11 protein-coding genes are annotated in these 16,314 nt (G+C 53.6%); 5 read left to right on the forward strand and 6 right to left on the reverse strand.

The genetic code is table 11. The features are described 5' to 3' along the window. Positions 1-408: 408 nt before the first annotated feature. The gene (locus tag MK110_14145; GenBank protein ID MCH2212442.1) at positions 409-1,314 is read left to right on the forward strand and encodes a response regulator; all 906 of its coding nucleotides are present in this window, start codon (positions 409-411) and stop codon (positions 1,312-1,314) included. A 10-nt stretch (positions 1,315-1,324) separates the two neighbouring features. Here the strand turns inward: MK110_14145 and MK110_14150 are convergent, their stop codons facing one another. The 3 genes from MK110_14150 to MK110_14160 all read right to left on the reverse strand — a co-directional run bounded on the left by MK110_14150 (position 1,325) and on the right by MK110_14160 (position 5,120). Continuing rightward, positions 1,325-2,260 (reverse strand): histone deacetylase, encoded by a 936-nt coding sequence (locus tag MK110_14150; GenBank protein MCH2212443.1) that lies wholly within the window; start codon positions 2,258-2,260, stop codon positions 1,325-1,327. Positions 2,261-2,462: 202 nt separating this feature from the next. Next, complete coding sequence (locus MK110_14155) at positions 2,463-3,557, reverse strand: exo-alpha-sialidase (protein MCH2212444.1); 1,095 nt, start codon at positions 3,555-3,557, stop codon at positions 2,463-2,465. Positions 3,558-3,866: 309 nt separating this feature from the next. Next, on the reverse strand, positions 3,867-5,120 hold the full coding sequence (locus MK110_14160; GenBank protein ID MCH2212445.1) for a hypothetical protein: 1,254 nt from the start codon (positions 5,118-5,120) through the stop codon (positions 3,867-3,869). Between the two features lie 181 nt (positions 5,121-5,301). On the opposite strand from MK110_14160, the gene MK110_14165 reads away from it, so the two are divergent. Next, positions 5,302-6,252, forward strand: a complete 951-nt coding sequence (locus MK110_14165; protein ID MCH2212446.1) for a lysophospholipid acyltransferase family protein — start codon at positions 5,302-5,304, stop codon at positions 6,250-6,252. Positions 6,253-6,283: 31 nt separating this feature from the next. Here the strand turns inward: MK110_14165 and MK110_14170 are convergent, their stop codons facing one another. Together MK110_14170 and MK110_14175 are read right to left on the reverse strand one after the other, a co-directional pair. After that, positions 6,284-7,660, reverse strand: a complete 1,377-nt coding sequence (locus MK110_14170; GenBank protein MCH2212447.1) for an amino acid permease — start codon at positions 7,658-7,660, stop codon at positions 6,284-6,286. A gap of 263 nt (positions 7,661-7,923) precedes the next feature. Beyond that, positions 7,924-8,964, reverse strand: a complete 1,041-nt coding sequence (locus tag MK110_14175) for an SMP-30/gluconolactonase/LRE family protein (protein ID MCH2212448.1) — start codon at positions 8,962-8,964, stop codon at positions 7,924-7,926. 377 nt (positions 8,965-9,341) lie between these two features. Here MK110_14175 and MK110_14180 point away from each other — a divergent pair, with 377 nt between their 5' ends. Genes MK110_14180 through MK110_14190 form a run of 3 tightly spaced genes read left to right on the forward strand, consistent with a single transcriptional unit; the run spans position 9,342 to position 15,383 of the window. Further along, the gene (locus MK110_14180; protein ID MCH2212449.1) at positions 9,342-13,145 is read left to right on the forward strand and encodes a HEAT repeat domain-containing protein; all 3,804 of its coding nucleotides are present in this window, start codon (positions 9,342-9,344) and stop codon (positions 13,143-13,145) included. Positions 13,146-13,186: 41 nt separating this feature from the next. Beyond that, positions 13,187-14,032, forward strand: coding sequence for an alpha/beta hydrolase (locus tag MK110_14185; protein MCH2212450.1), 846 nt, complete (start codon positions 13,187-13,189; stop codon positions 14,030-14,032). Positions 14,033-14,090: 58 nt separating this feature from the next. Continuing rightward, positions 14,091-15,383, forward strand: a complete 1,293-nt coding sequence (locus tag MK110_14190; GenBank protein ID MCH2212451.1) for a hypothetical protein — start codon at positions 14,091-14,093, stop codon at positions 15,381-15,383. 66 nt (positions 15,384-15,449) lie between these two features. Here the strand turns inward: MK110_14190 and MK110_14195 are convergent. Next, positions 15,450-16,314, reverse strand: an 865-nt coding sequence (locus MK110_14195) for a DUF1501 domain-containing protein (GenBank protein MCH2212452.1), incomplete at its 5' end; no start/stop codon positions are given.

A 16,314-nucleotide genomic window follows, 5' to 3' on the forward strand; every position in this document is an offset into this window, starting at 1 on the left:
ACGATTCCAGTCGGAGACAGGTTTTTCGGCGAAACTATTGACACTATTTGCAGTTGAGTTTTTGTACTTCCTGTGGATCACCTCAAACCTGTTTCAACCTGTGACTGTCAGAAACAATGTTTCTACACGTGACCAAGTGATCTGAAACCAGGCATTGGTGGCGATCAACGGCGGTTACCGTTTGTTAGAAATGTCATTGAAGTGTTTTCGGCGGACTTTGCGGACACATTTCAGGGGTTCCTGTTTTGCCGGGAAATGAGGCCGGAGTTGGGGTATTGGTTTGCTTGGAAAAATCAGTAACAAGCGGCACCGCTATCGAGGTGCAACCAGCCGCAGACACGTTGAATCAACACCTTTGATGACTACTGGAGCAGCTGTAAACGTTTTCTTCAGGACCGGGTGATTCAAATGAGCTCTATCATCATCGTCGACGACGCGCTCACTGACAGGACACTGATCAGCGAACTTTTGAGCAGTGAATTGAATTGTGAAGTACAGACTGCGGAAAATGGTCAGGTTGCCCTCGATTACATTGAAGCGCAGAGGCCCGACATCGTACTCACTGATCTAAAGATGCCTGGAATGGATGGACTTGAGCTGTTGCGGTCAATCAAGGAAGACCATCCGATGATTCCTGTCGTGCTGATGACAGCGCAGGGCTCTGAAGAACTCGCGGCAGATGCCATGAAGGCGGGAGCAACCGACTACGTCCCCAAACGTCGGCTGGCTGAAGACCTGGTTCGCACTGTTCAGCGCATCATCGTCGCAAAACAGGAATCGATGGTTTCACCGCAGTTGATGCATCGGCTGGAACATTGCAGTCAGCTGTTCACACTCAGTAATGATCCATCACAGATTGGATTGGTGGTTACTCACCTGCAGTGCATGCTGCGTTGTCTGCCACTGTCGGATGAAACCGAACGCATCCGTGTTGCCCTGGCTCTGGATGCAGCCTTGTCCAATGCACTGTTCCACGGCAATATGGACACTGGTCTGGAAGTTCCCCGACCGAACCACGTTCGAAGGAACCAGTTATTCGCAGAACGCTGGAATCAGAAGCCATGGTGTGAGCGTCGAATTCGTCTCACTGCAGAGATCTCCCGGCAGCAGGCACGATTTATTGTCCAGGACGATGGGCAGGGATTTGACACGTCGACGATCGATCCGAATGTACTTAGCCTGGAGAGTGAAGGTGGTCGGGGCTTGCCGTTGATGTATCTGGTTATGGATTCTGTGGAGTTCAACAGCGTGGGTAATGAAGTGACACTGATTCGAAACTGTGTCGCACAACAGGCTTCGGGATCATCTGACTGAATCAGGATACTCATCCTTGATCCAGCAGCGTCGTTAGGTGCACTTCCACACATTCTGCCAGTCGTTCGACGTTGTATCCACCTTCCAGACTGCTCACCAGCCGTCGCGAAGCGTGAGTCTTTGCAACCTGACAGACCAGCGTTGTTAAACGGGCGAAATCTTCTGATTCCAGGCCAAGGGAGCCAATTGGATCTTCTGCGTGAGCGTCGAAACCGGCACTGATGATCACCAATTCCGGTCGACAGTGGTCAGCCGCCCTGGAGAGTTCTGTTTCAAATGCAGACAGATAGTCGGATCGTGAAATTCCAAACTTCAGCGGCAGATTGAACACGGTTCCCAGTCCGGCACCATGACCCGTCTCCGATTTACGACCTGTTCCGGGATAGAATGGAAACCGGTGGGCCGAGAAGAACGTAATCCGTTCGTCTTCGTACACGGCATCCTGGGTCCCGTTTCCGTGATGGACGTCCCAGTCCACAATCAGTACTCGCGACAAACCCAGCCGTTCGACAGCCGCTCTGGCTGCGATCGCCACATTGTTCAGCAGACAAAATCCCATGGGAGCGTCCCTGAGCGCATGATGTCCGGGGGGACGTACCAGGCACAGTGATTGTTGGTGTTCCCCCTGAACCGTTCGTTCGACAGCATCCACGACGGACCCGGCTGCAATTCTCGCAGTCTGATTCGACTGACGACTCATCACTGTGTCGCGCTCAACCCGCCCTCCCCCGGTTGCTGCAGTTGTACGCAGGCTTTCCAGATGATCCAGGCTGTGGCAGGTCAGTAAATCATTATCAGAAGCCTCCACCACGGGGAGGCGAACGACATGATCCAGCAGTCGACTCTTATGTAATCGACCGTGAATATGTTCCATCCGGGTGACAGATTCCGGATGATCTCCGGTATCGTGCTGTAAGAAAACGTCGTCCATGTACAACAAAGTCACGGCAGTTTGCTCCCAATGTTGCGCGGTCTTTTAACAGATGACTGTCATGTGTAAATAACGACGACGGTTGTTGGCTGATGCCGTCTTATTTCGTCAGGTCTTCTTTACCGCCTGACTGCTGGTGTTTTATGGATTTAACCTCCATGGACAGATGCGTACTGTGTCCGGATGGAGGTGGACACATCAACAGAAACACAGTCTGTCAAAACGGCCATTGATTTCCGTCATATGGCTTCAATACGAGGCGTGCCGGATCGATCCTGACATAGCGAATGAGCTTTCGTTTCCAGGTGTATGTTACGTGCACCGTTCCGTCAGACGACTGAATCACGGCCGGATACGAAAACTCCGACTGTTGTTCATTATCAAGGATCGCAGCTGCCTTCCAGGTCACACCGTCGTCGCTCACACTGACGTTGAGCATTTCGCGGCCACGAGGTTTTGTTCCGGACCTGTTCGTGTGATTGTAGATTAATAAATGTCGACCGTCTCTCAACGTGACAGCATCGATTCCTGAACCGGGATTAGGTAATGACGTTTCTTTGAGTTTTGTCCAGGTCTTTCCGGAGTCGGCCGAGGACGTGGTCAGGATTCGGGCGTTTCCGTCTCGGTTTCGGCACAGTGCTTCAATACGACCGCTCGGATGCCGCAGGAATGTCGGCTGAATGGCTTCCATTTTTTTTTCGGAACCGACTGCTGCGGTCCGTTGCCAGGTCGCCCCGTGGTCCTGTGTGAATTCGAAGTGGACTCGCCAGCCGTCATACTCGGTACTGCTGCCGCAGAGCAGAGTTCCGTCGTTCAGCAGGATCGGTTTGTTGCGAACCGGTCCGTCAATATGTTCAGGAAGGCGAACAGGTGTTGTCCACGTCTCACCGCAGTCGGCAGACGACATTACCATACCCCACCATGTGCGCGGCGAAGGGCCACACTTATAGAACAGCATCAGAGGTCCGTTTGGATACTGAAACAGGACCGGATTCCAGGTTGGATGGCGATGAACCCCACCATTCGTTCGTGCGTACTGAACACCATTGGCAATCTCAACCGGAGTCGTCCATCTTTCATTGATGTTTCGAACAACCCAGATACCAACATTGGGATTGTTTTCATGGGCCCCCCCAAACCATGCAGCGAGGAGGCCATTTGGTGTTTCCTCGATCGTTGATGCATGACAGGAAGGAGTCGTTGGATTTTCACCGTTCAGGAACTGTGTGGACACGATGCCAGGAGTATCTGCGAGCGCGATCGCGGTTGAAAACACAAACAGAGCCGGAATGAATCCTCGTATTGCAGGCATGAGATACCTCGGTCGTCTCTGAATCACTTTTCGACATTATGTTTGTACGTGATGTCGCGGAGGTAACCGCACCACGACGCGTATGACTGTGATGCGTCTGCAGTCGATCACATTCAGCATCCCCCATTTTGTAGCAGATTGCGCCGTCAACGCCGGTCGGGTCGCTGCTTTGCCTTGGAGGGACACACTGTATCACAGTGACAGGTATGTGTGATTATGACGAATCGCCTGACCGGTTACGAATACAGGTTCCGGAAACAGTGTGCCGGTCGGCAGATTGAGGAGAAACCGATTACAGCAGAAAATCTGCTATTGATTGTTCGCTGGTACCACCTGAGCAAAACGGGTTTTCCAGGCTTTTTGATTGCCCGCTGTTGTACACCAAAGAAACAGTTGTCCCGCTTCATCGGTACGCGGTTCAATTCCCATTCTGTGTCGACCGGCAATCGAACGCAGCACTCGGGACGGGGATCGCCGTTCGACAGGTGCTGAATATCTGATCTGCTCGAATTGAATGCCGTCTGTGGCCAGTTGCTGATAAGAGCAAAAGCACGGGATCTCGACAAGATCAGCGATGCGATCAATGACATCGGAGACGTTTTCGTCCGGCAAATCCACTGTCACCCGTCTAAACATCCTGGGCAGGATCGCTGTCACACTTTTCTGATTCTTCCAGCCAACCGGCCACAGATTGCTGGACTCATCCCCTGCATCGATCTCAAGCAGCAAACCTTTGCGAGGATGCTGCATGACTCGAAAACCCAGACCGAACTGTGCCAGGGCGATCGCCAGACCTGTACCGCTGCTGACTGGACGCAGGTCGATAGTCGGTACAGCATGATCCTGTGCCGAAACTGCGCTGTGTGTGTGTGACTCGGCAGTTCTGGTGACGGTGAACGCGGATGGCAGGTTGAGCGCTTGTGTGACAGATTCAGGTGAGGACAGTTCGACTTCTTTGGGGCTTTTTACTGCAAGAAGTTTGAGTACTTCTTCATACTGAGAGACCGAGAGCCCCCAGGCGGGACGCAGTCGAGTCGGACCTTCCGGTCCGTATCGGGCAAGGTCGTCAAGAAACGTTTTCAACTGAGGAGTGTCATTCAGTCGGAATCTGCGCTGTCCCAGATTCAATACACCTGAACGGTCCAGTAGTCCGATCACTTCAACGACACGCCGGTTACGTGTCCGGTAGCGGATTCCAGGTCTGTCTCTACCATCATTAGTGGCAATGGTGACCCGATACCCGGCGCTGCGGAATAACTTTGACCAGTCTCGGTCTCGTACCCGGGTTGCTGCACGACTGCCGGCCAGCACGCGAATTTCAAGGCGGTAGGGACCGTCAAGTTCCGGAGATTCCGGAAACACAACGTGGCCCTGCTGAGGTTCCAGACAGGACCCGGGGGACGCGGCCAGAACGATTACAATAGTCCAGATGATTCGCCGAAAGAGTGCCTTCATGAATGTATTGTGTCGCGATTGCTGCTGCAGAGCCATACGAATTGCGGTATTCCAGGAAAGGCGGTGAATCGAAAACGGAGTCCTCTGTGAGTGACCTGGTAAAACCACTAGAATTGCTGTGTTTACGTTCAGAAGTTATGTCACTCTGTCATTCATATGACCGACGTACAAAGACTCAGAATTTGATACATGTGTATGGATACCGGAGATTTTCAGGTTTTGGTCTGAAACATTGGATAGTCATTCAGCCCTGCTTGAATCAGTGACCGTCCCTGCGGGAATGTGTAGCATGGATGCCTTTCAAGTGCGACACCGACTGGAATACGTGTTTTTCTGTGTGGTGGTGTTCCTGATTCAGTCACTCCCGCTCCGAACGGCCGAGCGAGTGAGTGATGTGTTTGCTTTGTTGATTCATCGACTGCCGGCGAAGATCAATCGTCGCCAGGTCGCCGCCGACAACATTCGTCAGGCTATGGGAGATTTGTCTGAGCAGCAAATCGACAAAATGATACTGGGGATGTGGCAACACCTGTTTCGGATGGTGATTGAAATCACTCAAATTCGGCGCCGGCTGCGGCAGGAAACGTCCATGCTCATTCTTAACTTCTTCCAGCGGGAAAAATGTGTTGCCGCAGTCCTGTCGGGACGCAAGGTTATCTTTCTGGGTGGTCATTTTGGTAACTGGGAGATCTCCGTGACCACCTTTGGTCATTTCGGTTTTCCCATGGGAGTGATTGCTCGAGACCTGGACAACCCCTGGCTTCATCAGTGGTTTCAGGACTATCGGGAATCCAGCGAAAACTGGATTATTTCGAAGAAGGGGGGAGGGACCGATCTGACCAGGTCCCTGGAAACCTGTGGCATGGCATCCTTGTTGTGTGATCAGGATGCCGGAGGTCGCGGTCTCTTTGTCGACTTCTTTGGACGTCCGGCGTCCACGTTCAAATCGATTGCTCTGCTGGCGATTGAATATGATGCCATGATTGTTGTGGGCGGGGGACTGCGACTACCGCGGACTGGTTCGACTCGAACCAACTGGGTTCCGTTTGAACTGGCGACTCAGGCTGTCATTGACAGTCGTGATTTTGACAGCCCAAATGCGCTGCAGGAATTGACACAGGCCTATACCACAGCACTGGAACAACTCATTCGCCGGGCACCTGAACAGTATTTCTGGATTCACCGCCGCTGGAAGTCTGAACCTCGCCGCAAAAAACGGACCTCAAAGAAAGCTGCGTAGCGCTACAGACTGTTTGAACTATGAGGAACTGCTACGAGCGGTTGTATCCTGCGATATGACTGCGGAAGACCCTCCAGGCGATTCCTCCTGTTATGAGGGTAAGGACCGCTCCACTCAAATGCCAGATGCCCTGCGATTTTCCGTCGACCTGGTGGCTGACCGCCATCACAATGACTGAAACCAGTGTCGCTGCTACATAAATGAAACATGCGATGTCTCCCGCAGGACTGCACGAGTCGAGTTGTTTGCGGACTCCCGGCAGAAATACGGTAGCGGCGCAGCATGCAGAGGATACTGAAAGTGTCGTTCCCAGATAGATGAACAATCCCAGCAGTGAACTTTCCAGCAGTCCGGTACTCACAAGCAAGTGCTGGATAACAATCAGCACCGCTGCAATTGCGGTCTGCAGACCGATGGACAGTCCCGGGCCGCGTTGCTCCATAGAGAAGACCGTCGGGAACACACCGTCAGAAGCCATTTGAGAATAAACCCGGGGTCCGGTCATGATCATCCCCGAGATGGAAGACAACAGTCCCAGTGAGACGGTGAAACGAATCAGTCGTTCCAGGTTTGGTCCTCCAATGGCCTTTGCCGCAATCGCCGCGACCGGGCCCTGACCGACGATTGCGGACGTCGGCGTTGCGGTGACAAAGGCAAGATTCAGCAGAACGTACAAAACCGATACTCCGGCAGTCCCGAGTAACAATGCTTTAGGAACTATGCGCGCCGCTTCCCGCGACTCACCTGCCACATAAATAGCAGCATTGAATCCTGCGTAGCTCAATGATATCCACACCAGAGAATTGGCAATAGCGGTCAGCGACCTGCGTATTGTCGCCGGTGAATTCTCAGTCGCTGAAAAATTCCAGTCGTGAACGCCGATTTTAAAGACGGCGACCGCCAGAAACGCCGTGAGTGCTGCCACCTTCACGGCTACTACTGCATTTTGAGTGAATTGACCACAACCAGGTCTGAGACCATGCATCAGCCCAAACAGAATGACGACTGCTACAGCCAATGTGTCTTTGGGAATTCCGACCGGTCTGACGGTGTCCGGCATCGCGTATTGCTCAAATGCCACCGCAGCTGTGGCAATGGCGCCGCTAAAGCCTGCGGTTAGAGATATCCAGCCGGCGAGGAACCCGGCCAGTGGGTGTACGGTACGACTGAGATACAGATATTCGCCGCCGGACTGAGGCATTAGTGATGCCAGACGTCCGTAGGCTGTAGCCCCACACAGTGCAATGACTCCACCGAGAATCCAGCACAGAATGACTCGGGCGGGGGAACCGACTGCAGCCAGTGTATACCCCGACGTGGTAAAGACACCGACTCCAATCATACTGGCCACAACCAGCAGAGTGAGCGACATGACGTCGAACGTTGCACGAGTATTGCGCTCAGTCATCGAACTCTCTGCCATGAGTTGACTGATTCAGATTCGAGTGATTATGTACCAAGTGTCCAAAGGCGGCGTTATCAGTCGGGACTGGTCGGTTTTGTTGATCGTCGATTCGATTGTCTTCAGGAAACCAGCAGGTATCAGTGAGGCGATGTCAGAATCACCATTCATCTGAGCATTCGTTGCGGATTGCATGGCGGCCCCGATTCAATGATCAGGACGCCGCGCGAAGATACCTGAACAGAAATCACTGAGGCATGTCCCGGACACTACGCGTCGGGCCGATAGTCTGCCTTGCCAGGAATCTCTGTCCGGAGACTCAGCAGATGCGATCCGCAGGCGATATAAAGTGTCTTGAGGTCACTTCCACCAAAAGTACAGTTCGTCAATGTGTCTTCCGGTGTCTCCCGGAAGGCAAGTAGTTTACCGGTTGGTGAGACAACGTGAATTCCTGGCTGTGTATCAAGCGTTTCACTTGTGTTTCGCGTGTCATGGAGACCGGCTGCGACATAGAGATTTCCTTCGGCATCGATACACATCCCGTCACCACTGCGCCCGGGGTAAAAATCAATCAATACACGTCCGTTTGTCACGGTGCCGTCTGCGTTGAGATCATAGACGCGAATATCCCGATGATGATTGGCGTCGGGATGAGCTTCTATCAGGTACAGTTGTCGGTTGTCAGGTGACGTGACAATCCCGTTTGGCATATGAACATCCGGCCACGCCAGGATTTGATGGATCGACCCGTCTGTGTCGATGCGGTAAACCGCTTTAACATTTTCACCCGCAGGATCCGTGACAGACGACCGTGATGTGAAATAAATGCGTCCTTGATCATCCATGCAGAGGTCATTGGGTTTAGCCAGTGGCTTTCCTCCATAGCCGTTGGCGAGTACTTCAATCTCACCTGTTACTGAATTGGTCCGCGTGACACGTCCAGCCTCCCCTTCACACGCCAGCAGACTTCCATCGGGTGCAAAATAGAGTCCGTTTGTTCCGTGTGAGTCAGATCGGAAGACTGACAGTTCCCTGCTGTGTGGGGTCCATTTCAGAATACGGCTGGCAGGTACGTTCGTGAAGAACACGTTGCCGGCTCGGTCTACAGCCGGGCCTTCCGTGAAGACCACTTCGTCCTGGACGTGCGCGAGCACCTGAACTTTGCCGAGATAGCGATCCGAGTTCAGTCCTGCATATTCGGTGGGGGCTCCTTTAGCAACCCATGAGAATCTCGCAACAGCGGCGGCGGCAGCAGTTGTTCCGATAAATTGACGTCGTGAAGTCCGGCGATGTGAGGTGTGTTCGTACATGGCAGGGATGTGTTTGGAAAGGGAGGTGTCACGTCTGAAGTTGCGAGATTGTCTTGTGCACGTCTGCAAAGTCAATTGCCAGCAGTGCCAAAGACGACATGATTTCCGGTGTTACCGGGGATGTCCCTCCCGGCACAAGACGATTTTTTTCCGGCACAAACCTGAGAATAACGGAGGGACTGTCAACACTCAAACCGGGATGCGATCGATTCCTTTGACCTGACTTATATGAGTGCCTGCTGTAAACGGGAATGAATTTTCTTATGCTGTTGTTTGACCGTTCTCACCGGCACATGTACGGAAGAACGATTGATCAGGAACCCTGAAAGGATCTTCTGTCGGGGGGTTCTGAGACACAACAGACCGAAAGCCCCGTGATGCGACGATGGCTCTGTTCCGGTATTCTGTTTATTTCAGCTTCAGTGGCGCTTTCCGGAATGTTGAAAGCCCAGGAGGAGACGCAGCTTTCTGCAATCCACACAGCGACCGGTCCGGACACAGAACAACGGTTTCCGCCACTGATTCTTCCTGATGGTTTCCGGGCAACTTTGTTTGCCTGTGATCCACTGATTGAATATCCGTCTGTTATCGCCATCGGTCCCCGGTTCGGATCTGCGTTCGTTGCCCATGACTATATGACGGGACTGGGCGTTGAAATAATTCGACGCGACGAAGTCCGGCTCGTCGAAGATTCTGACTCAGACGGCTACGCCGACCGTTCCACGGTTTACGCTGATGAATTCAATTCGATTCAGGGACTGGCGTTCCACGACGGTAGTGTCTTCGTTATGCATGCTCCTGTCCTGACCCGACTGCGCGATACGGACGGCGACGGGATCGCCGACGAACGACGTGACCTGATTCGGGGACTGGGCCTGCCACCGGAAGAGAACGACAATCGTCTGCATTGTGCCAACGGGGTTGTCGCCGGGCATGACGGCTGGCTTTACCTGTCCCTGGGAGATCGCGGCTGTGACGTACAGCGCCCGGAAGGTGATCGCCTGCTGTTTCGGCAGGGAGGAATCCTGCGGTGTCGTATCGACGGATCCGACCTGCATGTGTTTTCGACAGGTCTGCGCAATATTTATGACGTGGCACTTGACGATGAACTCAACGTTTTCGTACGCGACAATGAGAACGATGGCGGTGATTACATGATTCGTGTCTGTCACTGTTTCTTTGGTTCGGATCACGGCTATCCGTATCATTACTACGAACGACCGGACGAACCCATGCCGCCCCTGGCTGATCTGGGACGGGGGTCTTCTGCCGGCGGTACTGCTTATCTTGAAACGGCTTTCCCTCCCGAGTACCGAGAGAGTTTGTTTTTCTGCGAATGGGGTCGGGGAGTCGTGCGGTATCGCCGCACACGCCGGGGCAGCAGTTTTGAGTCGATGACCGAAACAGACTTTGCCATAGGCGCCAGTGACGATCCCTATGGTTTTAAACCAACTGATCTCGTCGTCGACCGGGACGGATCAATGCTGGTTGCCGACTGGTGCGACGGCCAGAGGCCGAAACGGGGCCGTGGAAGGATCTATCGGATTTCCTTCGCTGACTCCGATGCATCTCAGCCAGATGCAGGTTCACCACTGGAGGAGACAGAATCGTCTGAACTTATCGAACAGCTGAACTCGGCCGGCTACCAGCAGCGCGTCCGGGCACAACTTGAACTGCAAAGACGCGGCGCCACTGCCACTGCACAAATTGTTTCCGGTTTGCAGGCAGGAGAACTTGATGTTTACGCGCGACTTCATGCTGTCTGGGTCATTGCCTGGACATCGACCGGTTCTGTACCCGAAATCCTGTTTGATCTGGCAGCGCGGGATTCCGATCCTCGGGTACGGGGGCAGGCCATCCGCGCCATCGGTGACCTGACAGATCCGGTTCTGATCAACAATCGCTTGCTCAGTGAATATGGTGATTCGCAAATCCTGCAGCGTATCGCCCGCATCGCGAATGATGCCGATCCGCGAATTCTTCTTGAGGCTCTGATTGTTATGAGGAGACTGGCATGGTCACAGGCACCTGACTGGATTGCTGACCATTTCACCATCGATGACCCGGCCGTGGCTCATGCCTCACAGCAGACACTTCGCAACTGTTTAAACTGGCCGGCAGTCGTGCGTTTGCTTGATGATGTACCTCGTCTCAGAAAAGCTGCGCTGCACGCGGTCGCTGAAGTTCGATCCGGATTCCTGGCGGATCATCTCATCCAGCGCATGAAAGAGGCAATGAATTCCGAACATCGACGTGAGTATGCAGATGCTCTGACACGAATCGTCAGAAAGAAAGCACCGTGGACATACTGGGGCTTTCGCCCGGCTGCTCGCCCGCCGGCAACGATCGAGTGGGAAAGCACGGAGTCCATCGAAGAGGCTCTCAACGATGTCCTTGCGGACCCCGACCTGGACGTGCGAAGCTTCGTGCTCAGCCGCATGATTCGCGAAGGTATTGTTCCTGAAATTTCATCGCTGATTCAGTGGCTCCGCGAGGATACCCGCAGCAGTCGAGTTGACAGAATTCTGGATGCGCTGCGAAACAGAGATCCGGAACTGATAAGACCGATTGTTCTGGAAACAGTCCTTCGAGAGGATTTAGCTGATTCCAGCCGGTTGACAGCGTTGTCGATGCTGGCAGAGTTTCCTGCAGAAACATCGGAGGAAATGATTTTTCAGATTGTGAAACGCCTGGAAGACGGTCGAGTGCTCGTGTCTGCAATTCGCGAAACCGGAACACGTCCTGGAATCACAGCCGATGAACTGTTGCTGAAAAAACTGTCTTCAAAGTCTTCCGCTGTTCGTGCCGAAGCAATTCGGTCACTTGCAAAACGTGGGTACAAAGAGGCGGGTCTGCAGGTGGCACGACTGATCGGGGACGCAGACGGAACTGTCAGGCTGGCCGCTGCAGAAGCCGTCGGCCCTCTTGGAGTGGTTCGAATGAGTGATCAGTTGCTGGAGTTTGCAGTGGGTGACGATGATCCTCTGATATCTGCCAGTCTGAATTCTTTGCGGCAGCTGCGGGACGGTCGGGCGGTTACTGCAGCATCAAACGCTCTGGACCGCCGCCCGACACAATTGGCTGCTATGGAATATCTGAAAGCATTCGGAACACCTGATCAGATTGATTACGTTGTTGCTGCTGCAGCAGGCAATCCGGCTTCTGATTTTCAAAACAGAGTTGTCAGGACACTTGTCACCTGGCAGAACCGATTCGCGGATTCTGATGGTGAGATCCAGCATGCAATCGCCACGATCCAGGGACACAGCGGTCAACCACTTTTCTGGAATGTTTCGGGGCCGCTCACTGAGGAATCGGCAGAGGATCTGCTCAGACATTTGAATAATCCCGGCCTGTCTGAACCGGAACACACCAGTGGCCAGCCGGTGATTGCCGAAGGTTCACCGGCAACACTGAGCCTGCAAAAATCTTCTGAAGGGGACTCTGTCTGGCTGGCCTGGACTCCGGTTCGTCTCGAACGTTCCGAAAAAATCGAAATCATGGCGTCCGCCGGCGGCTATCTTAATCTATGGCTTGGTAGTAATCAGATTCATACCCGTGAACAGTCGGCCGGGTTCCGGCCGGACTCAGATCGGATATCTGCACGATTCAATCAGGGAACAAGTCGGCTGATCGCCCGGGTGCAGCCAGGTGAAAACAAGAGGGTACAGTTTCATTTACGGTTTCGGCGACGTAGTTCGAAGACGGAGCACGAACAGTTAATTTTGCACGCCCTGACCAGCGATGGTGACGCGGACCGCGGTCGTGTAATCTTCAGGAATGAACAAAAATCTACCTGCATTCGCTGTCATCGTCTCGGTTCTGAAGGCGGACGCATCGGCCCGGATTTGACGGGTATTGGCAGCCGATTTTCAAGAGTCCATCTGATTGAATCAATTCTGGAACCCAGTCGTACTGTCGCCCCCAGTTACGCCACAGTGGTGGTGACGTTAACCAGTGGCCAGGTGATGACCGGTATTTCGGTCTCGAAAACTGATAAGACGCTTGTACTTGGCGACAATCAGGGGAAACTTCATGAAATCGCCACTAACGATATTGATGAAACCGTTACGCAAACGGTGAGTACGATGCCGGAGGGACTGGAAAAGAAACTGACGCGGCGGGAATTTGTAGATTTGCTGGCATTTCTGGAATCAGAAAAATCTGCCCGCAACCACTAAAAGGGTGTCCGGAAACGGACCCATGATTCAGGGAGTTGCAAGTGATTCGGTTTTCGGTTCGTCTGTTGGTCCCTGCTTTGTTGGTCCTGAACGGGGTGTTCGTGATGGCTGGGGAAGCACGTTCATCAGAGATCGTGGTCCGTGAGGACATCGTTTACGGACGGGTACATGGAGCAGGATTGCTGGCAGATGTCGCCTATCCTGTCGTTGACGAACCGCTTCCGGCCATTATCTCTGTGCACGGTGGTCGCTGGTATGGCGGTCACAAGAAAGATGCATCAACGATCGTTGTCAGGCAGTGGGCTGAGTTTGGTTTCTTTGCAATGTCGATTGACTATCGACTGGTGAGAGCGAGTCCGGCTCCGGCGTGCTATCAGGATCTGCAGTGTGCGATTCGCTATGTTCACGCCCATGCCGATGAACTCAATGTCGATCGAGAACGCATTTTTCTGATCGGGCAGTCTGCAGGAGGACACATGGTATCGCTGGCAGCGACACTGGGTGATGGTCCTTTTGAGCGTACCGGTGGCTGGGAAGAGGCCCGCAACGATGTTCGTGCTGTGATCAGTGTTGCCGCCAACTACGAACTCACGACACTCAGTTGGGGCGATATCTGGAATCCATCAGAGGGCGATGCTGTTGAGGCCAGAAGACTTGCCTCGCCGGTTAACCATGTGACCAGCGACATGAAACCACTGTGCATTCTGCATTCCGACAATGACCGTTCTGTTCCGATCGACAATGCGCTGCTGATGGTCGATGCGCTCAGGAAGACAGGAGTTACTCATACATTCCATCGCTATCCCGACAAAGGGCACATGGGAATCACTCCGGAAGTGATCGCTCGTGCCCGTGAGTTTATCTCACAGCAGTCACAGTTGAATTAATTCACTGACTGTCGACAGGAATCGTGTCACAGTCCACCGTTTGAATGAGAGGGTTGTTATGAGTCTTTCACGACGTAGTTTCCTCGCGGGGGTTGCAGGCACGTTGCCGCTGGCACAGACCGCTTATGGCATGCAACAGCGCCGACCCCGGATCGCTGCGCTGACCACGATCTATCACAAGTACTCGCATTCCCAGCACATCGTTGATCGCTTTCTGGAAGGATACGGCTGGGAAGGCCGTCACCACCGCCCGGCGATGGACGTGGTTTCGCTGTACGTGGAGCAGGTTGGGGACAATGACCTCAGCCGTGATCGAGCCCGTTATCATCCGAACATGAAGATCTACCCGACTATTGCTGAGGCGTTAACGCAGGGCGGCAGTACGCTTGACGTCGACGGCGTGCTGCTGATTGGTGAACACGGTAAGTATCCGGACAATGAAAAGGGACAGAAGCTTTATCCTCGTTATGAGTATTTTCAGCAGATCGTTGAGGTGTACCGACAAAGTGGGCGGACGGCGCCGGTCTTCAACGACAAACATCTGTCGTGGAACTGGGAATGGGCGAAAGAGATGGTGGATACGTCTCGAGAGATGGACTTCGGGTTCATGGCCGGATCATCGCTCCCGGTGGCTCGTCGATTGCCATCACAGGATCTCCCCATGGGTGCCGAGGTCGAAGAAGCCATCGGCGTCTGGTCCGCGGGAATTGATGCCGGAGATATCCACGTGCTGGAAGCCATGCAGTCAATAGTCGAACGCCGCCGCGGAGGCGAGACGGGCATCCGGGCCGTTGAGGCTCTGCGGGGCGAGCGGTTTCTGAACGCGCTGCAGTCCGGATCCTGGGAAGGCGGCGGCTGGGACCCCCGGCTGCTTGAAGCCGCATTGTCCCGCAGCAATACGATCAATCCGCCACGTGAGAACTGGGGAGTCGTCTTTCCGACGACTGATGACATTCGTCGTCTTGCTGCGGGTTCATATGCGTATCGTTTTGAGTACGCCGACGGAATGAAAGCGACGATGATTCAGTTTCATGCGGGTCCGGACCAAAAAAACGGTGGTGTTGTTGGCGATTGTACGGTCGCCGCCCGATTGAAGGGCGGCGAGATGTTTTCAGTACTTACCTACCTGCCGTATTATTCGATGCGGAACTTCTTTAATCCTCAGGTCCATCACATCGAATCCCTGTTTCTGACAGGCAAATCACCTTATCCGGTGGAGAGGACCCTGCTGACCACCGGCATGACGGCAGCGGGTATCGAGTCCCTTTTTCAGAATCAAAAGCGACTCATAACACCGCACCTGGCAGTTGAGTATCAACCGACAGCGGAATCGACATTCTGGAGAACGTAATCAAACACTTCGGGAAGTTTTGTTCGAGCTCGTCATCGAGGTTTTGCCTCAGTCGACCTTCGGGCGTTATGCCAGAATTTCTTTGACAATTTCGCCGTGAACATCTGTGAGCCGATAGTCCCTTCCCTGGAAGCGATGAGTCAGCTGTTTGTGATTGAATCCCAGCAGATGCAGGATCGTGGCATGCAGGTCGTGAACGTGTACCGGGTTCTCGCCGACGTTGAATCCCAGCTCGTCGGTCGATCCATGTGTGACACCGCCTTTGATTCCGCCCCCGGCCAGCCACATTGAAAAGGAATTTGGATGGTGATCGCGTCCGTCACTGCCGCCCTGTACCATCGGAGTTCGTCCAAATTCGCCGCCCCAGATCACCATGGTGTCGTCCAGCATGCCCTGCTGCCGGAGGTCTTTGATCAGGGCTGCACAGGCCTGGTCGGTGTCTCGGCAGTTGGCGGCAACTCCATTTTTCAGGTTGCCGTGCTGGTCCCAGGATTCATGGAACAGCTGCACGAAACGCACTCCCCTCTGGACCAGACGCCGTGCCAGGAGACAATTGTTGGCGAATGAGGTTTCGTTTGGCGTTGCACCGTACAAATCTAGAACATGCTTTGGTTCGTCAGCAAGCGACATTGCGGACGGGGCACTGGCCTGCATTCGAAATGCCATTTCGTACGAATTGATTCTCGTCGCGATCTCTGTATCACCAGTGGCATCAAGTCGTCCGAGATTGAGCTGATTGACGGCGTTCAGGGTCTGCCGCTGAACAGTCTCATCGATACCCTCCGGACTGGACAGGTACAGCACGGGATCACCACTGCTGCGAAACTCTACACCGGAATGCATGGTAGGCAGGAACCCGGAATTCCAGCTGCCATTACCTGAGCTGGGGCCCTTCTTTCCGCTATTGAAGACAATGAAAGCCGGAAGATCT

The organism is Fuerstiella sp. (genome assembly GCA_022447225.1).
In the GTDB taxonomy this organism is placed as follows: domain Bacteria; phylum Planctomycetota; class Planctomycetia; order Planctomycetales; family Planctomycetaceae; genus S139-18.

Coding starts and splice junctions, on each gene's coding strand:
- MK110_14145 (MCH2212442.1), top strand. CDS start 409: ATGAGCTCTATCATCATCGTCGACGACGCGCTCACTGACAGGACACTG.
- MK110_14155 (MCH2212444.1), bottom strand. CDS start 3,557: ATGCCTGCAATACGAGGATTCATTCCGGCTCTGTTTGTGTTTTCAACC.
- MK110_14165 (MCH2212446.1), top strand. CDS start 5,302: ATGGATGCCTTTCAAGTGCGACACCGACTGGAATACGTGTTTTTCTGT.
- MK110_14170 (MCH2212447.1), bottom strand. CDS start 7,660: ATGACTGAGCGCAATACTCGTGCAACGTTCGACGTCATGTCGCTCACT.
- MK110_14175 (MCH2212448.1), bottom strand. CDS start 8,964: ATGTACGAACACACCTCACATCGCCGGACTTCACGACGTCAATTTATC.
- MK110_14180 (MCH2212449.1), top strand. CDS start 9,342: ATGCGACGATGGCTCTGTTCCGGTATTCTGTTTATTTCAGCTTCAGTG.
- MK110_14190 (MCH2212451.1), top strand. CDS start 14,091: ATGAGTCTTTCACGACGTAGTTTCCTCGCGGGGGTTGCAGGCACGTTG.